General features: G+C 35.3%; 23 protein-coding genes and 1 other annotated feature. Of the genes, 5 read left to right on the top strand and 18 right to left on the bottom strand.

Going from position 1 to position 24,788, the window contains the following annotated elements:
• Positions 1-25: 25 nt before the first annotated feature.
• A complete protein-coding gene (locus ATZ99_RS03235; RefSeq protein WP_068747806.1) occupies positions 26-1,264 on the top strand; it encodes a DNA methyltransferase in 1,239 nt (412 codons plus the stop codon).
• Positions 1,264-1,950: an MjaI family restriction endonuclease gene (locus ATZ99_RS03230; RefSeq protein ID WP_068747805.1), complete on the top strand. Its 687-nt coding sequence runs from the start codon at positions 1,264-1,266 to the stop codon at positions 1,948-1,950. Before ATZ99_RS03235 ends, ATZ99_RS03230 begins: the two co-directional genes overlap by 1 nt.
• Before the next feature lie 22 nt (positions 1,951-1,972).
• Here ATZ99_RS03230 and ATZ99_RS03225 read toward each other — a convergent pair whose 3' ends face one another.
• Positions 1,973-3,211: a DNA methyltransferase gene (locus ATZ99_RS03225; RefSeq protein ID WP_068747804.1), complete on the bottom strand. Its 1,239-nt coding sequence runs from the start codon at positions 3,209-3,211 to the stop codon at positions 1,973-1,975.
• Positions 3,212-3,364: 153 nt separating this feature from the next.
• Positions 3,365-3,591: a binding site (T-box leader), on the top strand.
• 47 nt (positions 3,592-3,638) lie between these two features.
• Between ATZ99_RS03225 and ATZ99_RS03215 the strand changes: the two genes are divergently transcribed.
• Complete coding sequence (locus ATZ99_RS03215; RefSeq protein WP_068747802.1) at positions 3,639-5,129, top strand: sodium:solute symporter family protein; 1,491 nt, start codon at positions 3,639-3,641, stop codon at positions 5,127-5,129.
• Here ATZ99_RS03215 and ATZ99_RS03210 read toward each other — a convergent pair whose 3' ends face one another.
• The 10 genes from ATZ99_RS03210 to ATZ99_RS03170 form a co-directional block, all read right to left on the bottom strand.
• The gene (locus ATZ99_RS03210; protein WP_068747801.1) at positions 5,130-7,001 is read right to left on the bottom strand and encodes an ABC transporter ATP-binding protein; all 1,872 of its coding nucleotides are present in this window, start codon (positions 6,999-7,001) and stop codon (positions 5,130-5,132) included.
• On the bottom strand, positions 6,998-8,725 hold the full coding sequence (locus ATZ99_RS03205) for an ABC transporter ATP-binding protein (protein WP_068747800.1): 1,728 nt from the start codon (positions 8,723-8,725) through the stop codon (positions 6,998-7,000). Before ATZ99_RS03205 ends, ATZ99_RS03210 begins: the two co-directional genes overlap by 4 nt.
• Before the next feature lie 23 nt (positions 8,726-8,748).
• Positions 8,749-9,180, bottom strand: coding sequence for a MarR family winged helix-turn-helix transcriptional regulator (locus ATZ99_RS03200; protein WP_068747799.1), 432 nt, complete (start codon positions 9,178-9,180; stop codon positions 8,749-8,751).
• 73 nt (positions 9,181-9,253) lie between these two features.
• Positions 9,254-9,379, bottom strand: coding sequence for a hypothetical protein (locus tag ATZ99_RS12185; protein WP_281178155.1), 126 nt, complete (start codon positions 9,377-9,379; stop codon positions 9,254-9,256).
• 284 nt (positions 9,380-9,663) lie between these two features.
• Positions 9,664-10,086, bottom strand: a complete 423-nt coding sequence (locus ATZ99_RS03195; RefSeq protein WP_068747798.1) for a thioesterase family protein — start codon at positions 10,084-10,086, stop codon at positions 9,664-9,666.
• 62 nt (positions 10,087-10,148) lie between these two features.
• A complete protein-coding gene (locus tag ATZ99_RS03190; RefSeq protein WP_245641292.1) occupies positions 10,149-11,306 on the bottom strand; it encodes a cation diffusion facilitator family transporter in 1,158 nt (385 codons plus the stop codon).
• Between the two features lie 55 nt (positions 11,307-11,361).
• Positions 11,362-12,270 carry an amidase domain-containing protein gene (locus ATZ99_RS03185; protein WP_222927062.1) on the bottom strand — a complete coding sequence of 303 codons (909 nt, stop codon included), beginning with the start codon at positions 12,268-12,270 and terminating at the stop codon, positions 11,362-11,364.
• A 103-nt stretch (positions 12,271-12,373) separates the two neighbouring features.
• Entirely contained in the window at positions 12,374-13,393 is a 1,020-nt protein-coding gene (locus ATZ99_RS03180; protein WP_068747796.1) for a GerMN domain-containing protein, read from the bottom strand.
• A 36-nt stretch (positions 13,394-13,429) separates the two neighbouring features.
• The gene (locus ATZ99_RS03175; RefSeq protein WP_068747795.1) at positions 13,430-15,313 is read right to left on the bottom strand and encodes a tetratricopeptide repeat protein; all 1,884 of its coding nucleotides are present in this window, start codon (positions 15,311-15,313) and stop codon (positions 13,430-13,432) included.
• Between the two features lie 24 nt (positions 15,314-15,337).
• Positions 15,338-15,925, bottom strand: coding sequence for a thymidine kinase (locus ATZ99_RS03170; RefSeq protein ID WP_083947313.1), 588 nt, complete (start codon positions 15,923-15,925; stop codon positions 15,338-15,340).
• A 228-nt stretch (positions 15,926-16,153) separates the two neighbouring features.
• On the opposite strand from ATZ99_RS03170, the gene ATZ99_RS03165 reads away from it, so the two are divergent.
• Positions 16,154-16,423, top strand: a complete 270-nt coding sequence (locus ATZ99_RS03165; RefSeq protein WP_068747794.1) for an AbrB/MazE/SpoVT family DNA-binding domain-containing protein — start codon at positions 16,154-16,156, stop codon at positions 16,421-16,423.
• The gene (locus ATZ99_RS03160) at positions 16,423-16,752 is read left to right on the top strand and encodes a type II toxin-antitoxin system PemK/MazF family toxin (protein WP_068747793.1); all 330 of its coding nucleotides are present in this window, start codon (positions 16,423-16,425) and stop codon (positions 16,750-16,752) included. The genes ATZ99_RS03165 and ATZ99_RS03160 overlap by 1 nt, the downstream gene beginning before the upstream one ends.
• Positions 16,753-17,005: 253 nt before the next feature.
• Here the strand turns inward: ATZ99_RS03160 and ATZ99_RS03155 are convergent, their stop codons facing one another.
• The 7 genes from ATZ99_RS03155 to cas8a1 all read right to left on the bottom strand — a co-directional run bounded on the left by ATZ99_RS03155 (position 17,006) and on the right by cas8a1 (position 24,787).
• A complete protein-coding gene (locus ATZ99_RS03155) occupies positions 17,006-17,998 on the bottom strand; it encodes an RNA-guided endonuclease InsQ/TnpB family protein (RefSeq protein ID WP_222927061.1) in 993 nt (330 codons plus the stop codon).
• Entirely contained in the window at positions 17,973-18,209 is a 237-nt protein-coding gene (locus tag ATZ99_RS11955; protein ID WP_222927060.1) for a hypothetical protein, read from the bottom strand. The genes ATZ99_RS03155 and ATZ99_RS11955 overlap by 26 nt, the downstream gene beginning before the upstream one ends.
• 319 nt (positions 18,210-18,528) lie before the next feature.
• Positions 18,529-21,207: a CRISPR-associated helicase/endonuclease Cas3 gene (locus tag ATZ99_RS03150; RefSeq protein WP_068747792.1), complete on the bottom strand. Its 2,679-nt coding sequence runs from the start codon at positions 21,205-21,207 to the stop codon at positions 18,529-18,531.
• A 1-nt stretch (position 21,208) separates the two neighbouring features.
• Complete coding sequence (cas5b, locus tag ATZ99_RS03145) at positions 21,209-22,021, bottom strand: type I-B CRISPR-associated protein Cas5b (protein ID WP_068747791.1); 813 nt, start codon at positions 22,019-22,021, stop codon at positions 21,209-21,211.
• 1 nt (position 22,022) lies between these two features.
• On the bottom strand, positions 22,023-23,138 hold the full coding sequence (cas7i, locus tag ATZ99_RS03140) for a type I-B CRISPR-associated protein Cas7/Cst2/DevR (RefSeq protein ID WP_068747790.1): 1,116 nt from the start codon (positions 23,136-23,138) through the stop codon (positions 22,023-22,025).
• Positions 23,139-23,154: 16 nt separating this feature from the next.
• Positions 23,155-23,682, bottom strand: coding sequence for a hypothetical protein (locus tag ATZ99_RS03135; RefSeq protein ID WP_068747789.1), 528 nt, complete (start codon positions 23,680-23,682; stop codon positions 23,155-23,157).
• Positions 23,675-24,787, bottom strand: coding sequence for a type I-B CRISPR-associated protein Cas8b1/Cst1 (gene cas8a1 / locus ATZ99_RS03130; protein ID WP_068747788.1), 1,113 nt, complete (start codon positions 24,785-24,787; stop codon positions 23,675-23,677). Before cas8a1 ends, ATZ99_RS03135 begins: the two co-directional genes overlap by 8 nt.
• Position 24,788: the final 1 nt, after the last annotated feature.

The raw sequence follows: 24,788 nt of genomic DNA, 5'->3' as shown, positions 1-24,788 counted from the left end.
ACCAGACATTGAAAGGAGTCCAAAAATGATCAATTGGGGTAAAATCATTATTGGTGACAGTAGAAATATGTCCGAAATTGAAAATCAAAAAATAGATTTGATAATTACATCTCCTCCTTACTGGCATATCAAGGACTATGGAGTTGAAAACCAGATAGGCTACGGACAAACCCTCCACGAATACCTGAGGGATTTATATAGAGTATGGCAGGAATGTTTCAGGGTGCTAAAGGATGGGCGAAGGCTTTGCATCAACATCGGGGATCAATTTGCCCGCTCTTTAATATACGGCAGGTATAAAATTATACCCCTGCATTCAGAAATAATAGCCCAGTGCGAAGACATAGGATTTGATTACATGGGCTCTATAATTTGGCAGAAAAAAACCACAATGAACACAAGCGGCGGCGCAAATGTAATGGGCTCATACCCTTACCCACCAAACGGAATGGTGGAAATAGATTACGAATTTATCCTCATTTTTAAGAAACCGGGAAAAAGCCCCGAAAAAATACCTGCCGAAGTAAAAAGCGCATCGATCTTAACAAAGGAAGAGTGGAAGGAATATTTCAGCGGTCACTGGAACTTCAAAGGGGAAAGGCAAGTAGAGCATGAAGCTATGTTTCCCGAGGAGCTGCCTTACAGGCTTATAAAAATGTTTTCCTTTACAGGGGAAACCGTTCTCGACCCGTTTCTTGGAAGCGGTACAACACTGAAAGTAGCTTTAGATCTCGGAAGAAACGGCATCGGATATGAAATAAATCCGAAGTTTTTAGAAGTAATTGAAAAAAAGCTCAACCTTAAAAATGACAACTTTCTTCATACGGTGGAAATAATAAAAAAACGCGATAAAATAAAGCTCTCAGAAGTAAACTACACCCCGAGAATCAAAGACGCTTCCCCAGTAGTTAACCCAAAGCTCATAGATTTTGATAAAGAAAAATACTACAATGTTTCCGAAATAATTTCCCCCGATACGGTAAAACTTGACAGCGGGTTAAAGGTAAAGTTTTTGGGAATAAAAATAAAAAAAGAAAAAGAAACCATTGAATATCTTAAAAACTACATCCTGAACAAAGAAGTGTTTCTAAAGTTTGACGGCAATTCTCAAATTCAAAATGATACGGCAAATGCTTACGTCTTTTTGAAAAACAAAATATTTGTAAACGCTTATTTAGTAAAAAGCGGACTTGCCTTAGCTGATCGCGAAATTTTTCACCGTTTTAAGGAAAAATTCTTATTATTAGAAGGAAGTGATACCTAATGGCAAAAGAATGGATACTGAATATGGCCACAAATAGATGGGGTCTAAACAAAAAAAGTATGGTGGGTCCGGTCGCCCAGTGGATCAGGGAAGTATCACCAAAGACACCAGAAGAATGGGAAAAGGCTTATTTAAAACTCTTAGAAGAAAGATTAATTAAGAACGAAAAAGACTTAAATCTAACAGCCAAGGAATATTTAGAAGATATAGGAAGAAAGCTTTTTGTAAAAGTATCCGAGGTAATACGTTCGGAAATCGAAGAAGTAACAGAAAAAGATTGTATAAACTACATTTATCAACTCGTAATAGATAGGACGTTCCAGGGATACACGACAGAACGCGACACGATATACGGCCGCTTGGAAGAGGAATTAGGGGTAAAGATATTACCCGCTCCTGATGAATGGGACAGGCTATTTAACGTAGACTTTTATATAGAAATAAATAAAAAATTTATAGGAATTCAAATTAAGCCGATAACCTACGAACATACGCCCCAGATTCATAACTGGTTAGAATGGTTATCCAAATCCCATACAAAATTTACCGAACAATACGGAGGAAAGGTTTTTGTGGTTTTTTCTATTACTTCAAAAAATGGTAAAAAAGAAATTTACAACAAAGAGATTATTGAAAGTATCAGAGAAGAAATAAATAGATTAAATTCAAATATAATCTTACCTTAAATTTATATAATAATATCTAATTTTAATTTTCTTTACTAAAAACCACAATCCTATTTGTATTCGTTCCCAATTGGTTGTTTTCAATTCCCCATATTTTTGAAGTTTTGGTAAATTTCTGGTAATTCACGAGGATTCCTTCCGGGGTAAATCCTGCTTTTATCCCGAGGGGGATTACGTATTCATCGAGGTATACTTTGCCCTTTTTTACCTCGCCTACCTCAAAAGCTACATATCCTCCATTTTTGGTTATCCTGTAAAGCTCTAAGAAAACCTCCTCTATAATACTGCACCATTCTTCGATGGTTTTTGCCATGGTGATTTTCTTTGAAATTTCTTCAGCATCTATTCCGTTAAACCAGCAGCGCAGCCAGTTATCCTGATGATACTGCACCACATCTAAAAATGGCGGCGAGGTAACGGTAAGGCTCACGGTACCGGCGGGTATTTCTTTTGTATCTCTTGCATCCTTTGATAGAAAAAGTCCCGTTTCCCCTGCTGAAAGGAGGTTCTTTTTTTGTTCCGGGGTAATCTTTCTTAAAAGGTTCCCGGTCTTTTTTAGAATTATATTTTTCGTGTTTTTATAAGGAGGCGTCTGATTCAGCCTCTCATTTATTTTTCTTTGCCTTTCTGGAGAAATCGCCTGGTTGGGAGGCAGGGTATAGACCGAAAAAAAACCGGAAGAATGGCCCGAAAGCCTGTTGGTGGCAACCATCCTGATCCACAAATCTATTGAATCCTCATTTCCCCCTTGCCTTTTGCCGTTTAAATACTCTCTAAGTGACAATATTTCTTTTAATGTTTCGGTATGATAGAACATAGAAAGGTCTATATCGCAAAGGATATTATTTTTTACAGGAATGTGCTCAAGCCTTTCCTTTACATTTTCATAATCAGGTATAAAAAAGCGGGGTTTACATAGGATTTCGCTCAACGGATTTACATCGTTGGAAATAATTCTTCTTCCGTTAAGTCCTGCTTCGATAACGGTTGTCCCTCTCCCCGAAAAGGGGTCGTACACCACGTCCCCTTTTTGCGTCAAAAGATTAATAAAAAAATAGGGAAGTTCCGGTTTAAAACACGCCCTGTAAGAAATTTCATGTATGGAAGAGCTCTGGCGTTGCTTTGAAGTCCAAAAATCACCGTAAATTCTCGGTATCTTTCGCCCCCCGTACTCTAAAAATTCCACATTATAATCTATATTTTCAAGAAAACTTATTGCCTCTTCGTTCTTTTTTAATTTCAATAATTGAAAAATCCTCATACAAATCCCCCGAAAAATTTTTCCCATGCATATTGACATATCAGAATACAGGCTATATAATATAGGATAATATTTTACAATTTACTATTTCAATATTATGACTATTTAATGTGTTGAAATTTTATCTTATCAAGCCTTTTAATAATATACCATAAACAGGCGATGAGGGAAAGAGTAACCGCAAAAGCTTCAAAGAGAGCCGGTGGACGGTGCGAACCGGTAAGTTTTTGCGGCGAAGTACATTCCCGATGCTGCAGGCTGAAAGGTCTTCGAGTAGGCTGGGCCGTTTGCCCCGCGTTAGGGGGAAGAGTGGGTTTATCAGGGTTTTCTCCTTGATAAACCAATCAGGGTGGTACCGCGAGCAAAAACTCGCCCCTTTACGGGGCGGGTTTTTTTTTATCAAAAAATAATAAGGAGGGTATTTAAAGTGAAGTTTTTTATTCTTTTTCTTTACATTCTATCCCAGATCGTCGTCGGAATAATAGGTATGAAAAAAACCAAAAATCTCAACGACTTTTTACTTGCAGGGAGAAATATGGGGCCCTGGATGTCCGCATTCGCTTATGGTACGGCATATTTTTCCGCAGTGATTTTTATCGGTTATGCGGGAAAAATCGGATGGGGATTTGGGCTTTCCGGACTGTGGATTGCTATTGGAAATAGTTTGATTGGAGGTTACTTAGCATGGAGGGTGCTGGCAAAACCCACAAAAGAAATTACCCGGCGGTTAAACGTTCGCACGCTTCCGGAACTTCTTGCAGCAAGATATAATTCGCCTTTTTACAGAATATTTTCCGCTTTTATTATCTTTATATTCCTGGTCCCCTACTCCGCTTCGGTATACATGGGTTTGAGCTATCTTTTCGAAAGCGTATTTAACATCAATTACCAATTGGCACTTATAATAATGGCAGGACTTACAGCTTTTTATTTAATTCTCGGCGGTTATTTTGCCGTAAGCCTTTCGGATTTTATTCAGGGGATAATCATGTTTTCTGGAAGTTTGATAATGGTTTATTCCATCACCTCCCACCCCAGTGTAGGAGGATTAGTTTCGGGCATTAGAAAACTTTACCAGATAAATCCCAAATTAGTATCCCCCGTTGGACCCCCGGGATTCTGGCCGTTATTTTTCCTTGTGGTGCTAACCAGCTTAGGCCCATGGGGATTACCTCAAATGGTCCATAAATTCTATTCTATTAAAGATGAAAAATCCATAAAACCTGCAACGGTAATTACAACGGTTTTTTCACTGGTAATAAGCTTTACGGCCTATTTTATCGGTTCCATGACAAGGTTGTTTTTCACTTCCATCCCCTTAGAAGGGGGTAAACCAAACCCGGATTTAATGGTCCCTAAAATTATACAAATGGCAATGCCGGAAGCCATAGCCGCAATAATCCTGGCCCTTGTCATATCCGCTTCCATGTCCACCCTTTCCTCGCTAGTATTGATTTCAAGCTCTGCTGTTAGCATTGATTTAATCGAAGGGCTGGGTATAAAAATCTCTGGAAAATCAAAGGTAACCTTAATGAGGTTATTCTGTTTAATTTTTATCGGACTTTCCCTGATAATAGCCATTTTAAAACCTTCCATCATAATTACCCTTATGGCTATTTCCTGGGGAACCGTTGCCGGAACTTTTCTTGCTCCGTATGTTTTCGGGCTTTTCAGGAAGGACACCACAAAGCTGGGCGCATGGGCAGGCTCCCTTACGGGCCTTGCAATATCCCTGGGGTTATCAATAATATATAAATTCGATTCGGGAAAGATTCCCATGTTTGGAAGCCTGGCCATGCTTTTACCGTTAATTGTGGTCCCCGTGGTTAGCAAGTTGGATAATCTTTTTATAACAAAGAGAGAATCCCTGGCTTATCATGATATCATGGGCTCGCAGAGGGTAGAAGAGGATTTTTAATTAAACCGCAGCTCCCATGAACTGGCTCTTATAAAGATCTGCGTAAAAACCACCCTTTTCCAAGAGCTCCCTGTGAGTCCCTTTCTCCACAATTTTCCCTTTATTCACCACCAGGATAATGTCCGCATCCCTTATGGTGGATAATCGGTGGGCTATCACGAAACTTGTTCTTCCTTTCATCAAACTTTTCATGGCTTTTTGAATATATATTTCCGTTAGAGTATCCACATTGCTCGTAGCTTCATCGAGTATCAGTATATCGGGGTTTGCAATTACCGCCCGTGCAATTGTAATTAGCTGTTTTTGCCCCTGAGAAAGGTTGGAGGCTTCTTCATTTATCACCGTATCATATCCCTGAGGCAGGGTTTTAATAAAGTGGTGGGCATGAGCCGCTTTTGCCGCTACTATTATCTCTTGATCGGTTGCCCCTTCTTTCCCATAAGCAATATTTTCTTTTATAGTTCCGTTAAATAGCCAGGTATCCTGAAGTACCATACCGAAAATTTTTCGCAGGTTTTCGCGGCTTATGTCCCTTATATCCACGCCATCAACGGTTATCCTCCCGCCCTGTATCTCGTAAAAACGCATTAAAAGATTCACCAGGGTGGTCTTTCCAGCACCCGTGGGCCCTACGATCGCAACCGTCTGTCCAGCTTTTACATCTATATCCAAATCTTCAATAAGAGGTGAATCCTCCCTGTATCTAAAGTTCACTTCTTCAAATTTAACATCACCCTTTACCTTTTCCAAAACCTGTTTTGCATCATCGGCTACCTCTTCTTCCTCGTCCAAAATTTCAAATACCCTTTCTGCCGAAGCTATTGTGGACTGTATTATATTTACTATATTTGCCAGCTGGGTTATGGGCTGGTTGAACTGCCTTGAATATTGGAGAAAAGCCTGAACATCACCTATAGTGATGCTCCTTTTTGTTACGAATATTCCACCCAAAATACAAACGGCAATATAACCCAAATTGCTTATAAAGTGCATTATGGGCATAACAACACCTGACATAAACTGAGCTCTCCAGCCTGCATCGTAAAGGTTCTCGTTTATGCGGTTAAAATAATCTATGGAATCCCTCTCCCTGTTAAAAGCCTTTATAAGATTATGCCCCCCAAATACCTCCTCTATGTGTCCGTTAAGCTCTCCTAATACCCTTTGTTGTTTTACAAAAAGCTTTTGAGAACGGGAAGCAATAGAAATAGTCGCAAAAACGCTCAAGGGAAGGGTAGCAAAGGTAACCAGGGTTAAAACAGGATTTATTGTTAGCATCATTATAATAATTCCCAATATGGTTACCACTGAAGATATAAACTGGGTAATATTTTGCTGAAGAGTTACGCTGATATTGTCTATATCATTTGTAACCCTGCTTAAAATTTCGCCGTGAGTGCGGGAATCAAAATATTTTAAAGGAAGTTTTGAAAGTTTTTCAAAAACATCCCTTCTCATATTTTGAACAGTTTTTTGAGATACCCCTACCATTAGATACTGCTGTATATATGCAAAAAATGAGGTTAAAACATATAGCCCGGCTAACAACAGCAATATATGAGAAATATAAGCAAAATCTATGTTTGCTCCCGGCACCCCTCTTATCTTTAGTATAAATCCTTCAAAAAGCTTTGTAGTTGCCTTTCCCATTACCTTGGGTGCGAAAATATTAAAGAAGGTGCTTAGAATTGTCATAATGATAATTATATAAAACTGAAAAATATAGGGCTTTAAATACCTTATCAATCTCTTTAAAGTATTCTTGAAATCCTTAGGCTTTTCAGCAGGCCTTGTCATGGGCGGGCCACCTGCAAATCCCCTTCCCCCCATTCTCCTTCCTGAAAAACCCGGTCCTCCTGGGCCTATGCTCATGCCAATTCCTCCTCCGAAATCTGTGATGATACAATATCCTTATATACATCGCAGTACTTCATAAGCTCGTTATGAGTACCAATACCGACAACTTTGCCCTCGTGGAGCACTATTATTTGATCCGCATTCATAATAGTAGCTGCCCTTTGAGCCACAATAATTACCGTTGCATCCTTTATTTCTTTCTTCAATGCAGTACGCACCTTAAGGTCAGTTTTAAAATCAAGGGCAGAAAAACAATCATCAAAAAGATATATCCTGGCTTTTTTCGCAACCGCCCTTGCTATTGCAAGCCTCTGCTTTTGACCGCCGGAAAGGTTTACCCCTCCCTGCGATACCTCTGAATTAAATCCGTTCATCATAGAAGAAACAAACTCCGTAGCCTGAGCAATATCGGCAGCCCTCTTTATATCCTCATCGGTTACATTTTTACTCCCGAACCTTATATTTTCGGCAACCGTACCCGAAAATAAAAGGGCTTTCTGAGGCACATAACCTATAATGCTTCTTAAGTTTTCCTGTTTTAAATTCCTGATATCCACACCGTCTACCAAAATACTTCCCTCATTTATATCATAAAACCTTAGAATAAGGTTTAGTATCGTGGATTTCCCTGCACCGGTACTTCCGATAATTGCGGTTACCTTGCCGGGTTCCGCTTTAAAAGACACATCATATAACACCGGCTCTTCGGCACCGGGATAACGGAAGGTAACGTTTTTAAACTCTATTACACCCTTTACATCTTTAATTTCTTCAACTTTTTCGGGGTCTTTTATCTTAAATGGTTCATCAAGAACCTCTTGAATCCTCAATGCAGATGCCGATGCCCTGGGCAGCATAACAAAAATCATAGAAAGCATCACTATTGAAAACATTATCTGCATGACGTATTGAATTATAGCCATTAAATCTCCTACCTGCATTTGCCCTCTGTCAATCCTGATTCCTCCAAACCAAATTAACGCAATAAAGGTTAAATTTGAAATCAGCATAATCAAAGGCATAAGTCCTGAAACCAGCCTGTTTACCTTCATAGAAGTTTCGGTTAAATCCCTGTTTGCTACATCAAACCTTCTCTTTTCGTAGTCAATCTTATTAAAAGCCCTTATTACCCTTATGCCAGTAAGGTTTTCCCTTAATATCAGGTTTACCCTGTCGATTTTCTTTTGAATTGCTCTAAATATTGGAGTGGCCGTTTTGTAAAAAATATAAACCAAAGATAATACTACGAATACGGAAACAAAAACAATTAAAGAAAGCCTGGTATCCTTTGAAACGGTCATTACTATACTTCCTACAGCCATAAGGGGTGCCCTTGCAACCATTCTAAGCCCCATCAATACTGCTATTTGAAGCTGGTTTACATCATTTGTGGTCCTGGTTATCAAAGATGCAGTTCCAAATTTATTAAACTCATAAAGGGAAAAGTTCTCTACTTTAGTGAATATTTCTTCCCGAAGCATCTTGCCAAATCCCATTGATGACTGAGCCGATAAATAGCTTGAAACAACAGCAGCAAATGTACCTCCCAATGCTATTAAGATCATCAGTTCACCTTTTCGCAAAATATACCCGATATCCCCGTTTACAATTCCGTAATTTACTATGTCCGACATCAAATCTGGCAAATAAAGCTCTGAAAGTGCCTGAAGAAAAACCAACCCGAGAGAAACAAAAATATATGTCCTATATGGCTTTAAAAATTTTAAAAACTTCTTCATCCTATCACCTCTAAACCTACATATTAATTATTTTCGAGATTCCGCGACATTTTTAACAGCAAATCCTCAAGTATTTCCTTTTCGTGCTCGGAAAAATCTTTAAAACATTCCCCTTCTATTCGTGAAATTACCTCTTTTAAAATTTCGCAAGTTTTTCTGCCTTTATCGGTTAAGTAAACCCTCTGCACCCTCTGATCCCTATCATCCTGCTTCCTTATAATATACCCTGCCTTTTCAATCCTCCCGAGCATAACGGTAAGGGTTGCAGGTTTTAGATTTAGCCTTTTTGCTAAATCTTTTTGACTTTGCCCGTCTTCTTTATAAAGCGAAAATAAAATAGGAGGTTGCCCCGGATAAATATTTAATCCCTCCAAATATTCGTAAAGTTTTAAGTAATGAAGCCGAATAACCTTCATAAATAACCCGTATAAAGTATTTTTTTCAAAACATTCCATCAAACCCCTCCCTATTAGTTATACGTCAAATATTTAGACGTATAACTATAATAATATTATATTCTTTTTATTATCAAAGTAAATTAATTATTTCCAATATGTGTTTGCATACCTTATATGCCTTACTATCCTCAATATCATACAATATAACAATAAAATCCGCACCTTTAACCCTTAAGATCCAATCTTCTTCTTTCACACAAAAGCCCGGTAAATTCGATTACAAAAACATTTACATGCCTTCAGTATCCGAAGACACATATGTAATATCTTTAGAAGAATTAGGATTTGCTTACAACCAGATGATTTATATATCCGCACACGCTGTTGTTGAAAAGCAGCTTGAAGATGGGACAATTCAAACTGAAACGGGTTGGTATTTTACATTTTACAAGGCTCCTTACCCGCAGCTTTGAAAGTTTTTTAAGCATAAAAGAGCCGGTAAAAAGAAATTACTTTCAGCTTCTTCTTACCGGCATTAGATTAAATATTAAACCCGCTCAGCCTTTCTAACCGATCCTTTGCTTTCTTTTCAATAATATCTTTGCTTACAATATACCTTTCGTGATGTCCTCTTGCAACCTCGCTTAGCTCATCGTATACCACAAATTCAAAAAGGAGTTTATTTTTATCAATTTCTTTTAATGTAACCTCTACGGTTACCGTTATACCCGCAGGTACCGGTTCCATATGGATAACGTTTATACCTTTACCTATGGAAACCAAACCTTCCGGGAGGACAGGGTCAATCATTTTCGACGCTGCTTGGATCACCAGCTTTACGGTTGAGGGTGTATCCAGGAGGCTTTTTAAAACTCCCGTACCGTAATCAAAAGCCGCCTCTTTTTCAGTAATCTTTTTTTGCAAAGTGGTGCTCATTCCTATTTTAAATTCAGGGATTTTCATAAATATCCCCCTTTTGAATATTTTCTTAATATTATATTACATTTTAATATTTTTTTCTACTTTTAAACATATTCCCTGTCTACCACTATAACCGGGTTATACCCCGGATATCTTTCTTTAATTTTATTGGTGATTTCCTTTTTTAATTCCCTTTCCTCCTCGTTTTTAACATCATGGGATACCACGATATCAAAAATAATATTTTTCTTTCTTCCCCTCCCAACTACCCTTAAGTCGTGAAAGGATAAAATTTCCGGGAAATCTTTTAAAATATCCTCCAATTCAACCCTGGTTTTGTTGAGCTCCTCATCGTCAAAATTTACCGGGTCCATATGAACCACCGCAAATACTCCAAGTTCTTCCATTAACTCCCTTTCCAGCTCATCAATGATTTCATGGGCTTCATCAATGGGAATGCTTTCCGGAACTTCGGCATGAAAGGTTACTATACACCTTCCCGGACCATAATTATGTACCATCATATCGTGTATACCGGAAATCCCTTTTTTAGTTAGCGCAACTTTTTGTATATCTTCAATCAATTCTTTTTCCGGCTTTGTTCCTATTAAAACATCCACTGATTCTTTTATAAGATTATATCCCGTATACACTATAAATAGTGAAACCATTATCCCGATAAATCCATCTACGGGTAAGTCAGTATGATTTGAAAGCAAGAAGGAAATAGATACCGCAAAGGTCGAAATAACGTCCCCGAAACTATCAAAAGCACTGGCATTTAGAGCTCCTGACTCTATTTTTTTTGCAAGATTGGCATTAAAACGCCCCAGCCAGAATTTTACCCCTGCAGATAACAGAAGAATAATAAACGAGACAATATTGAACACAACCTTTTCGGGGTTAATTATCCTCCCTAAGGAGTTCCTGAAAAGCTCAATACCGATTAAAACAACGGATATAGATATTAAAAAACTTGTAATGTATTCGATTCTTCCATATCCGTAAGGATGATCCTTATCCGGTGGCCTTGAAGCCAATTTAAAACCTATTATAGTTACCACTGATGAACCTATGTCTCCTAAGTTATTAAAAGCATCCGCCGATATTGCCACGCTTTTTGTGAATTGCCCTATAAAAAACTTAATTATAAATAAAAGGATATTGACTGAAATACCTACGTATCCGCTCATTAGTCCGTAATAAACCCTTTTTTTTCCCCTTTCAAAATGCTGCTTTTTAGCAGAATCTATTGTTTCCACTGTACTGATTCTCCTCCTTCAAAAATTAATTACTACCGCATATTATATCAAAAATTTAGTCCTTTTTCATTTTATATACATATACGTTCCTTTCTTCTGGATCCTTGAAAGCCTTCAGGTATTTAAAAAAAGACACGTTTTTTCTGTTTCGCGTATGCTGGGCCATAAATAAATCATTTCTTTTAATATCGGGATTAAAACCCTTATAATGAATCACCTGCGTATGATACGGTATATTGTAATTTTTGGGGTCGCCGTACTGTATTACATCCCCTTCAATCAAAAAAGAATACAAACCATCAAAATTTTCCAGCGCCTCCTTTACCTTCATCTCCGAATAATTATATGCCCTGTTTCTGCCTATGCCGTTTTCATTGCCCCAATGCCGTCTGAAATACCTGGCCACCCTCCAGGTCAGTGAGATTTTTGTAAGATTGCTAACGCTATTTGTATAGCAAAACCAGGAGTTGAAGCTCTCCCATGACCCTCCGAGAAAAGCCATTCCTCCTTCGTGCAGAACCTGGGATATAAAATTGGCGCAATCGGCTCCTGCAAAAAAGGGATATTTAAAAGTATTTGGATTTTCCGCATGGTCTTCTGCGTATTTTGCGGCCAATGCTCTGTTATAGCTTGAATTTACATCAAGTATTTGAAAGTCCTCAGGATTTTCACTTATACCCAGAAATACGAAGGCTTTTTTTCTCAAATTTTCATCCTCTATAAAACTGAGGTAGTTGTCAATATACCATTTTATTTTATCAATTGTCACCTCCAACCTTTTCCAATTGTTTATAAGGTAATCAATCTTTTTATCAAAACTTTTTAAATACCTGCTTTCTATCCTGCCGATAAGGTTCATTTCTATTTCCGTTATAATCGAATCCGCTAAATTTTTTAATATTAAAGCCTTGTTTTCGGCCATATTGTAAATCCTTTTTATCTCGCTATCATCCGGTATAATCATGCATTTCCCCCCTTTTTCTATGTTTATTTGAAAAAAGGGGGAAAATTGCATAAAAAAAGCTACCCGCTCATCCGGATAGCTCGTTTATCTAATCCTTTTTATTTTAATGTTGCTTTACCTTTAAAACCTCATCCTTTCCAAAAGCAAAGTGGCCGGACTCATACCCTTTTCCTTCAATGTTAATGATTACCCCTTCTACCCCAAAATTATTTCCGTAAGTGTTTACAATGCTATCTAAAATCAATCCCTCGTAGGAAGACCCAGCATTCATTCCGCTGATTAAATCCTTGGAGAAATTCACCCTGAGCACCGTATCTTTTCTTTCAAGATCCAAAAGCTTAACATCTTTGCTCAAAACCCTGTATTTATCCTGTTTTAAAATATTTGTAATTTTATCCGCCAGGCTTTCTCCCGTCTTAAAAGTTTCATTAATTCCATCTTTTAATACCTTATCGATATTTTGTGAGGGATAAAATATAACCAGTTCTTTTTTGGGCAGGTTGTTATCCTTTTCAGCATCCCCAAACTTTGAAAGATTATCCTCCACCACCGCTTCTCCCGCAATAAATTTTTGTTTTACCAGTCCTACGCCTTTTGCAAAATATCTTTCTAAAGTAGAGTCCTTTGACTTGCCTACAACCTTAATACATACATATTCCCCTGCAGGGACTTTAATCTTTTCTTCTAAACTTGCAATCGTCCATGTGGTTTCTCCATCCTGCCAGCTTGTTCCTACCTTCAATGGTGCTTTTAAATAGAATTTTTCCTGCTCAGGTGTTTCATTTAAGTAATTTATCCTGTAATAACTTTCCTCCTTTGAAAAAATAAGTTTCACCCCATATTCATTTACTTCAAAAACCCTTGCCAAAACCGTTCCTCCGTTATCCTGGGAAAGCTGAACCCTGTTTTCGTCAATGAATTCCGTATCCACCCTGCCTCCCGCATATTCATTTCCCACACCTTCATAAATCCAGTACAAATTCGCTGCTGTTGGGAAATAATCGCTTATTTTCAACTCCTCCACCGGAGGATTTTCCTTAGGAGGCTGGCTTTGCCTTGCACACCCTGAAAAACTTAACGTAAAAATTAAGAGGAAAATCAACAGAAGACTTAACCTTCTCATATACACCCTTCTTCCTGATAAACTTTATTGTTAAACCTATTTTAGTATTTCCGCCATCATATTTCTTAAATCCACCGGTATGGAAACTATTTTATAGCTTTTGCCCTCAATCTTTGTTTTACCGATATTAACCAGGTTCTTTAACCACAGCTTAGCCAGCGGGCTTTTAGGAGGCTCTTCATTCCAGAAAAATCCTTCTCCTTCCATAGAACAAAACTTCCTTGTAATGTTGCCTATTTTGCTCCATCCGCCTTTTTCCAGCAGATATTTCAATATTTCCTTTTCTTCCCCGCTCAATTCAAATAACAATTTTTTAAGATTTTCTTTTTTCAATAAAAATTCAATTATTTCTTTTTCTCTTTCATTTCTCTTTTTTGCTTTATTTAATCCGTAAAAATTATAAGCCCCTTCGATCCAGTGAGCAGGTTTATTTTTCATGCCTCTTTGCAGTGTAGCATATATCGATATAGGCTTTTCTTCAATTTCCTTTCTCATTTTTTCATCTTCCATAAAATTATATTCTTTTAATTGAATCATAAATAGTAAAAGCGTTTTCACTCTTTCCAGTTCTGTTTTAATTTTAGTGTTATTAGTTTTTTCTACAAAATCTTCTATTCTATTTATAATCTCAATAACCTTCTCTATTTCCCCAACTTTCATCAAAAAAGAAGCATAGTCATATAAAAACTCGGGATGCATATAGCCCAATTCTTCCAGAATTTTGTATAAAGAACGGCTTTTTACAAACTCTTTTTTATCTTTATATATGTTTGCCAATTGTAAGACTATGGGAGGATAGATTCCTTTTTCTTTAATAGTTTTTTCTAAAAGATTTATTGCATCCTCTATTTTGCTTTTTTCCAGCAAAGTATGAGATTCTAATAAAATTTTTTCCAGATCCTCATTTCGCTCATTTATAATTGGCGTTTGTTTAATTTCTATATATGTTTCCTTCCCATTTATTATGACTGGTATCTTGTCTTTAGGATTATATACTCCTTTTTCTATAAGGGCACCTGCTGCAATGAATTTGCTTTTTTCCGGGAATCTATTGGACTGTAAAATCCTTTTTGCCAGTTCATCTCCCCATCTATCGGTAAAAAGTATTAACTGTCTTAACATATTTTCACATATTTCATCACAAACATCTTTTTCTAATATTTCCAGTAAATAGGATAAATAATACATCCTTATAAATCCATTATCTATTATTTTCTTTAATCCGTCTTTTTGATCATCTGATTTTTTGATTATATGTTTCAAATCCTCTAAAGACAATATTTCGTATTCCAATTCAAAAGCAGGGATCACCCCATCCTGAATTAATATTGCTATTTTAGCAATATCAGAAGCAAAAAAAATTGTCTTTGAAATTTTATCCCATAAGTTAGCCGCCTGTTTATATTTTTTCATATTAAAACATGCAACACCAGCTAAATAGTAATTTTCCCAGCTTATATGGTATCCCTGCCATTTATTAAAAAGTTCATAGATCAAATAATGGTCTTTTAAAGCTGCGGCAGATTTTATTATCATTATTACATATTCTTTTACTGAATCGGGTAAAAAAACGTTGAACATTTTTCTTAATTTTTCAAATTCTTCTATTGCTTTTTTTAGAAAAAATCTTGCCTGGACTTCATTCCCTATAGATGAGTAAATCTGAGAAGCTAAAGCATAACTATATACGTTGGGGTTCATCTTTTCCTCACTGCTTGTAAACAATAACTGCAAATTATATAGTGCTCCCTCAGAATCTCCTAATAAAAACAACGTCAGAGCTATATTATTTCTCAGTACCGCATTATCATCGATTTCCAGGGCTTTATAAAAGTATTCCTTTGCCTTCTTAAAGTCTCTTTTTTCTAAATAATCTTTTGCTTTTTCTACTAATTTTTCATATTTTTCTATATTTTTCATGTCATACCATCCTATTCCAATTTATTATATCTTTTCCCCGGAATTTAAAACATCGCTTTCGCTGTATACACCCAGTTTGCTGGCATCCCTTTTAATGGCGCATTTCCAGCAAAGGGCAACGTATTTGTCCTTTGCACCGATTACTACCTGCTCCTGTTCTTCAGTTACCCTGTAGCTTACCGAAGCATTCTGTTTGCAGTCCTCGCATACCGCGTGAAGTTTGGTAATATCATCGGCAACAGCTAAAAGCGTAGGCATTATTCCAAAAGGCCTTCCCTTATAGTCCATGTCAAGCCCGGATACAATCACCCTTTTTTCGTAAATTCGAGATAAATCTATTATGGCCTGGATGGCATCTTCCGGAAGAAACTGCGCCTCATCGATGCCTATCACCTGTACATTTTCGGAAGCCTTCAAGATATCCTCACCGCATGAAATCTCTTTTGCCTCGAAGGTATTACCGTTATGCGACTTAACCTCGCAAACGCTTCTTTTATCAATAACGGGTTTTAACAATACCACCGACTGTCCGGCAATCCTGCATCTTCTGAGCCTTCTAATGAGTTCCTCCGTTTTACCTGAAAACATGCTTCCACAGATAACCTCTAACATCGAATCCCTCCATAAAAACCCTTTGTCTAAGTACAATTTCTACAAGAAATAACAAAATTCCTGTTAACCAAATACAAAAATTATAAGCCTCAAGCTATAAGACTTGCATTTGCTCGCTTTGTCCAATAAAAAAGCCCGCCGAGTATTGCGGACACCTTAGAAAAAGCGAATCTTTTTTTAAATTTATGTATAAACTATGTATATACAAAAGAAAAGGAAGGTGGTATAATGGAATCAAACGAACAGAAAGAGGTGCCTCTTATGACAGCAAAGGTGCAAAAATGGGGAAACAGCCTTGCAATCCGTATTCCAAGCGTGATTGCTGAACAGCTGGCGATTCGCCAAGGCTTAGAATTGGAAATGGTTATTGAGAATCAAGCGATCAAGTTGATCCCAAAAAAGAAAAAGCCGACATTAGAAGAACTTTTAGCCAAAATAACACCGGAAAATCGCCATGCTGAAATTGATTTTGGAGTAGAAGGGAATGAATTGTTCTGATGCAACCGCCGGATCGCGGGGATCTTGTTTATGTCAATTTCAATCCACAATCAGGGCATGAACAGGCAGGAAGGCGGCCGGGGATTGTTCTATCACCGAAAGCATTTAATCAATCAACAGGATTTGCGGTACTTTGCCCGATTACCCGGCAAAAAAAAGGCTATCCGTTTGAAGTGGAATTGCCAGGAGGCTCGGCTGTTGAAGGTGTGATTTTGGCAGATCAGGTCAAAAGTCTAGATTGGCGCTCTCGACAGCTTCAAATAATAGGACGAGCACCCAATGAAATCGTTTCGGACTGCTTGGATCTGATTCATACTTTTCTTACATGATTGCATGACCCGATCGTCCCTGCGTTAAGAAGGTATTACCGTTATGCGACTTAACCTCGCAAACGTTTTTTTTATCAATAATGGGTTTTAGTAACACCACCGATTGTCCGGCAATCCTGCATCTTCTAATCCTTCTTATCAGCTATCCGGTTTTCCCCGAAAACATACTTGTGCATATAACCTCTAACATCATATCCCTCCATTAAAAATTTTATAAAGAGTCCCTTATAGGTAGGGTGACGTCCTAATACAATTATTTATGTATAGGTTCAGCGACACCGTTCCACCCCAGATAGAATGAAACAGCCGCGGGCTTCGCCACAAAGCCACTACTCCCCTTTAAAGGAGATACCTTATAAGCCTTTTCAAAAATATTTAAGGCACCATTTATATCGGCATGTACTTTCCATCCACATGAACATTTATATAATCCTCTGTATACTCTATTTGATGCCAATACTTTGCCGCAGGCATGACAAGTTATAGATGTTCTACTTTCATTAATATCATCTCGAACCATTATACCCGCTAAAGCACCTTTATATTTCAACATTTCAATCAATTTTCTATATGGCCAAGCATGCAGTCGCATTGAATCATTAAAATTAATATTTTTTCGAATACCATTTAAATTACCAACTGCAATTTCCCCAACTTTATTCTCTAAGCATTGTTCAATAAAGTGCGTTGTAGCTATATGCAATAATTGCTCTACCTGTCTATTTTCTCTATGAGATATTTGCTTCCATCTTTGAGAATTGGTTTTAAGATTTTTACGTACCTTTTGCCAATACCTGCGGACAGATTTAATTAACCTTCCGGAATAAAGAAAAACTTTACCATCATCGAAAATACAGGCCATAAGTACTGTTTCTCCAACATCTATTGCTACTTTTTTTATCCCATCATTTGCTTTTTCACAGACTTCCACTACCAGACGAGCTTCAAGTTGCCCGCATTTTTTATCGTAGGTAATGGTGAGCTGACGTACGCGCTCAAAATTAATATCTTTTCTGTAAGATATACTAAAAGAGACATTTTTTACTCCGTCTCCCCTTTTTCTTCCAAGACTTATAGTAACTTTATTTCCTTCAATTATATAACCGCTTTGAACATATTTTATAGGCGATAGTTGATTTTTAGAACGAAACCCGGGTGCATTATGTTTTGTAACACCTACTTTTTTTAAAGAAAAAAAGGATTTAAATGCTTCCCTGACTTCATCTCTTGTAAGCTGGACGGACATAGAATAATACCCATTTATTCTTTGAAGTTTTTTTCATAATACTATTTAAATTTTTTCTTGATATGTTTACCTTTCCTTCTTCTTCAAATTCTTTTCTTAAGTGCCACAATATACCATTATACACTTTTGTAGCACAAAACATAGCATCTTTTATTATTTTTTCGGTATAATCATCGGCATGAATTTTGGCTTTGATAGTCAATAAAGGCACTCGGGTTCCTTCCTCTCTGCGACTTATATTGAACAATAAGAATTATTAATTCAATGTTATCATTTGATAAGGTAATATTCAAGAAATTATAGGCAAATTTAAAGTGAATTAATTTTCTCATGGTTATATATGATAATATAAAAAACGGTGTGAGATATTTAAATATTTTTGTGAAAATTAAAGTCTATATTAGATAAAATATTTAATTGCTAAATTAGCAGAAAAAAGGTTATTTTGTTTTTTTGCAAGAGGAAAATCCCCAATATTGCAAAGATTTTTCTCCAGGCAACAGTGGAGAATTTTTATGTTAACTTAATGCTTAGACTTTAAGACCAAGCTCCTCGTTGTATTCCCCTTGATAAAGATAAATACCCGATAGCCATTTCTCTATCCTTTTTGCCCATTTTTCATCTAATTTTATTTTTATAATTTCATAAACTAAGATTGGATTATTTGATAATGAATATCTTGGCAAATATAGTACATACTTAGACAAAACTTCTGTTTTAAAACATGTAAACAAAGACCATCCCTTTTTATTAAGATTTATTTTATCAATAAATTTTTCAATTTCATTTTTAAATTCTTCTAATTTATTTTTAGGTACAACTCCTACATCGTAAATTTCTCTAAAAATCCTTTCTGCTTCTGACTTTCTCTCAGACATCCATCCTGCATCAAGAAGACTAAGGGTATCAAAAAACTCCTTTAAATAATTTCCATTCCTTTTTATTGTTGAATAAAATAAAGTCACCAAAGCATATTTATCATATTCTGACAATTCAATTTCTATTTCATTTAACTTATCCAGTAATTTGTTATCTTTTAAAATTGTTTCATAAATATTCTCTTTAGATTCTTTCTTTTGCTTTTTGCTTTTCTCTTTTAAATTATCCTCTAAAAGAAGGGAAAATTCCTCCTTAAAAATTTTTTCTACTACACTTTCATCATAATCCTTGATACCCGTCTCAACTTGGGATATCTCCTTCAATAAAGTTTCTATATCTCCTTTCCCCTTCTTCCACAACCATACAATGGAAAATTTAATCAACTCCTCGGAGTAAACTTTCTTTCTTCCAGACTGTAATCCTTCTTTGAAGACCCACATATAAACATTAGGTTCATTTTCAAAAGACTTAAACTCGCTTTGAGATATATTATATTCTGTATTATCACTCTTATTTCTAATTTTTCCATCTTTATAAAAGTACCTTCTCAAAACTCTTCCTATCCTTTGGACTAAAGCATCAAGAGGACAAATTTCAGTAAAGAGAACATCTGCGTCTATATTAAGAGAAGCCTCTACAACTTGTGTAGCAACAAGAATTTTGCCAATATTTTCCGTAGAAGGTTTTGGATTCTCGAATTTTTTAATGTATTCATTTTCTTTGTTTTTTCTATCTTCAAAGGTAAAACGAGAGTGCAATAAGAAAATATTATCTTTTAAGGGAGAAGAAGTTTTATTCATTAATTTTTCATAAACCCTTTGAGCAAAATCAACGGTATTTAAGATTACAAGAACTCTTTTACCTTCATTAGCTTTCTTAATTATTTCTTCTATTTCTCCTTCCGGCAATTCAAATTCTGGGTTTTTCCCTTCTTTTTTATTTTCTATTAACTTAATTTTAAGTTTATGCTTAAAGATCTTTTGAAAATTCTCTTTCTCTTTTTCATAAATGTTTACTATTTCAAGATCAATCACTAAACTTCTTATCCTATTCTCTATGAATTTAGGTAGTGTTGCAGTCATTAGTAGAAATTTTCCGCCCATTTTGTAAATCCATTCCATAAACTTAGTGATTATTGCACAAGCTTTTGGGTCGTAAGCTTGTACTTCGTCAATTACAAGACGAGAATAAGAAAGAGTCGCAAACACTTTTTCATAACCAGGTGGTCTTAAAGCATATGGGAAAAACTGATCTCCTGTGGAGATTATTACTGGATAGGAAAGCTGTTTTGCAAGTTCATAAGATTTCATTGTGTTAGTTTCGTCAATCCCTTTCTCTAATATATACGCATCAGCATCCGAGTGTAGAAGCCCTGTTGTATTTTCCCCAAATATTTCTCCTGCTCTTTCATAAATCTGATTAACTGCTGAGCGAAGAGGAAGAGTATAGAAGAACTTATTTCCTTTTCCCCATAAAAACGCAAATTCAGTTTTGCCATACCCAGTAGGTGCAATTAGTATAATATTTTTGTCTGTCTTTCCGTCTAATACCTTGAACTGCCATGCATAATCTCTAATCTTATTTCCAATTACATCTTTAACCTCATTTTCTCTTTTGGGTTCTATTTCCACTTCATTTAGATTTTCTCCTTCCTCTTCGCACCATGATGCAAAATGGTCACATCTTTGCAAAAAACCTGATATCAATATCCATTCTTTCTTTATTTCTCCTCTCAATGGTTCATAGTCAAATTTATACGGAGGAACTGCAAGATTCGTAAAGCTTCTTCTATTTATAATACTTTCAGTCCATTTTTTATTTATGCCGATAAAATCTTTATATTCATTAAATGACGAAAATTCTTGAGATAGATTTTCCTTTAGGATTTCACCCCATTCCTCCATTACCTTCTGGCACAATTTTATAAAAATTTCATTATGTCTTGAGATAAAGTCATCAAAATTTTCTCTCCAGTGATGATAAGCAATAGATGAAATTATAAAATTTAAGTAATTTTCATTATTAAACTTAGCTTTTAATTTATCCTTATCAACCCAAAAAACAGAAAATAAGGAATGGGGAATCTCATGATATATATCCCAGGGTTTATAGTGTTTATTACCAAGAGACTTTATTTGAAAAGAGGGCAAAACTTTTCCAAGGTCATGTAAAAAGATAGCAATTTCTATTGCTTCTATTAAATCAGCGCTATTTATTTTGTTAAGTTTTCTCTTAATATTTTCGAATACTTTTAGTACATCAGAAGTATGCTTTGATAAAGTTACTTTCTTCCCATCTTTAACATGGGATTTTGCTAAAATCTCAATCATTTTAACCCTCCTTTAGATCTGCAAAGAATATAGGTATTTTTTCTTTTGTATCAAAATAAGTGGAAATATCCCCTAAGTTTCCATCATTAAGCTTTGTTTTTATATAATCAAAATTTCTTACCCCATCCTTTATCTTGTAAAATGTGGTGAGGTTATAAATTAGCCCATTTATTTTGTCAAATTCAAATTTACATCCTATATTAAAAATCCTTTCAGGAATCCAGAAGAAATAACCATAATTTCCGTTTGTCTCATGAACTTCAAGCTCAATATCTTCTAATTCTTTTATTACGATCCAATCTTCAGCTCTTCCAAGATGTAAGGGAGAATATCTATTAGCTGGATTTTCAAATTTTTGTTTGATTTCATCTAAAAAGGTATAGTCATGGTGATACAGATAAATTAAAATTTGAACATCATTCAAAATATCAATAAGACAAAGAGATTGCCCTCCAATATGTTCAATATGTCCTGCAACAAATCTATTTTCTATAGAACCAAATCTCCCTATATGTGCATTTTTACTTAGATTACGAAGCCATATGTATTCAGTGCTTTTAGCCTGAAATTTCCCGCAAATAGACATTTTAATTTGTTTAAGTTTATGATAAGAGCAATTACAGTTTTCCTTGATGCATGGTTCTTCTTGATCTGGTAAGTTTCTTATTCCAAGGATATTTGCTATCAAGCCAAGAACTGTGGAATATGGAGGAAGAGGATAAGTATGTCTTCTTTGATAGGTGAAGGGCATTCTATAATGAGATTGAGGTTGATATATTTTAATTTTTAGTCCCCCGATAGTTTTTGTATCCATTCTAATCTTCCCTTTCCTTATTGCTAAAGTCATTTAATTCTCTAAGAAAATCATCCCAATTTTCTGTTATTTTCACTTTTGAATTTAGTTCATTTATCTTATTTATTAGCTCTTCTTTTCTCTCTACTCTCACTTTTTCGCTATCCATTAGGAATACTTTTTCCTCAATCCAACCATTTCTTAAAGCATCAAAAACTCCTATAACCCTATGGGTTTTTCCCTCAAGTGGGCTTATGTCGAGGTATGAATGAAATATAGGGGATGGGACTTTAACATATCCAGCAATTAAAAAAAGTGGAACAATTGTATTTGACTCATTGCTTGATTGAGCATAAAAACCATTTTTGATGGCATTAAGGATTTGTATAACACGGTTTTTCTTTTCTTCTTCGTTAACTTCAAAAGTTATTTTGTATTTGTTATCATATATTTTCGTCCACTTAATAGTTCCATTTTCTACTTTATATTTATTATCTTCACTATTCATAAGCCCAACATCTCTTATTTCTTTCCGGTTCTGATCTGGTAATACTATCTCTATTGTCCCATTATTAAACTTAGGTTCTTCATTAATTATCCACTCATCTTTCCCCAAAACATCAATATCAATAGTAAAGCTCACTTTATAAAAGGAATGGTGTTCCTCTTTATTATAAAGATCAGGAGTCACGTCAAGTCCTTGTCTTATCCCTCTATTAACAAGATCATGATTTGCATAAAAAGCCATATCACCCTCATAAGGATCTAAACCAATAGCTTTGGTAATACCCACAGGAGATTTTCTTGTGATTGAAGACTGTTTTCCTATAGTATACATATATCCAAAGGCATCAAGCTCAGGACTTGTTAAAATATCATCTTTTGTAATATCAAACTGAATAACCTCTTCCTTTTTTATTACTGTACTTTCTTTCCAACCACAAGATTTTACTAATGTTTCAAAAAGATAATGCCTTATAGCAGGTTTTCCAATGAAACTAACTATTTTATTGCCCTGTTTTAATTTTTTAATAGAAAGGATATTCCCGCCAATTTTTTCATCCCTATTTAATGCAGAGGCCTTAAAAATAATAGTAAGAGTTATATGTTTTAATTGATTTTTACTAATGTTACTCATCTTTACACCCTCCTTATTATTTTTCAATTTCCTCAAATTTTTCTAACAATCCGCTTAAAAAAGAATAAACAAGAACTTTAAAACTTTCTACGGAATACCTTGGATTAAAGGCTTTTATTAGGCTCTGATCAACTTCTTGCTGTGCATTGACAAATTCTCTTAAAATTATGTAAAAAACTTCATCCCTCTTCCCAAGTCTTATTAGCTCGAGTATTCTAAAAGTTATACTTTTAGGAGCCTTTTTATCACTATCGTAAAATCTCTCGTAAACTTTAGAATGTCTTAAATTTTCTCCATATTTTCTTAATCTATCACACAATTCACTAACATTTTGAAAAGATATATCCTTGTATAGTCCCCAAAATTTATCTTTATCATCACCTTCTATATTTCTTGCTGCATACTCCAATAATTTCTCCAGCATAAGACCAAGATCTTTATAACTATTAATAGCTTTTTTAAACGAATCAAATTCAATCTTATTCTGTTTTATCTGCTCTTCTAAATTCTTTTTTATCTCTTCAAAGTTTAAGTTTTCACTCATACAAAAACCTCCTTATTACTTTTTCCTCAATCAACGTATAAAGTTTGAACAATTTCTGGGAAAAGGCAATCAAGTTGTTTCCTTTGTTCCTTTCAAGTTTAACATTATCATTTATAAACTTATTTTCCTGTTTTTCTCTTTCAGATTTTAACGCAATTCTAAAAATTCTTTCAGCAAATTCTAAAATTCCTTTAAAATTACTGTTTAAAACCATGTTCAAAACATTAAATTCTCCAATGTCATTTAATAAGCTTGCAATCTCTCGATCAGAAAGAAGATATACAATTTCATACGGTAAAGAAAAGAAATCTATTCTATCTTTATTATCAATCTTATATTTACTGACAACTTCAATATTCATTATGGTCCATTTCCCAAGTTGAATATTAAGTTTTAAAACCATTTCAATAAGTGACATGCCAAGAAGCTCTTTGGTGGTTGCGACATTCTCTTTTTCAAAAATTTGTCTTGCATATTTGTTTAAGTGCCACATTATTTCGAAAGATGGAGTGTTTATAAAGATTTCCGAACCATTACGAAGCCGAGTTAAAGCAAGATGATGATGAATAATTAGAAAAGCACAGAGAGGACAAATGTAAAGACTTTGATTGTTATTCCAAAAACTGTTGGGAAATTCTCCTAAGGATGGACCTAAAATTGCATTATGACGTATATCAAATTTTTTAATACTTTCTAAAAATTTCTTTAAACCCCTGCTTTTTAAATCCTCAACTTCTGAGTTAGGTAAAGCAAATCTTCTATAACAAAGATTACAGTAAAATGATACATCATTTTCTTTAATTTTTGAAAGATTTTTTACAAAATAAGGAAAACTACTTATCCATGAAGGCTGCAAGTAATTCCTATACAAATTGGATTTTCCTACAATTGAAGATATTTTCTCTTCTTCTGAAAAATATCTTCTCTCAACATCCAATTCATTAAAGATAATCTTTTTAACACTTAGAGATCCATCATCATAAAAATTAAAACAACAATCGAGAGGTAATTTTTCAACCTCCTCCACAGATCTCAATAGCCCAATCACCCCCGCATTATATAGCCAGTTTCCAGGATATAAAGTAATCACATCATCCTTTTCCATC

The sequence above is a fragment of the Thermovenabulum gondwanense genome, from assembly GCF_001601575.1.
Lineage (GTDB): Bacteria > Bacillota > Thermosediminibacteria > Thermosediminibacterales > Thermosediminibacteraceae > Thermovenabulum > Thermovenabulum gondwanense.
The sequence above is the reverse complement of the archived record's forward strand: the minus strand, read 5'-3'. Positions and strand labels throughout refer to the sequence as shown.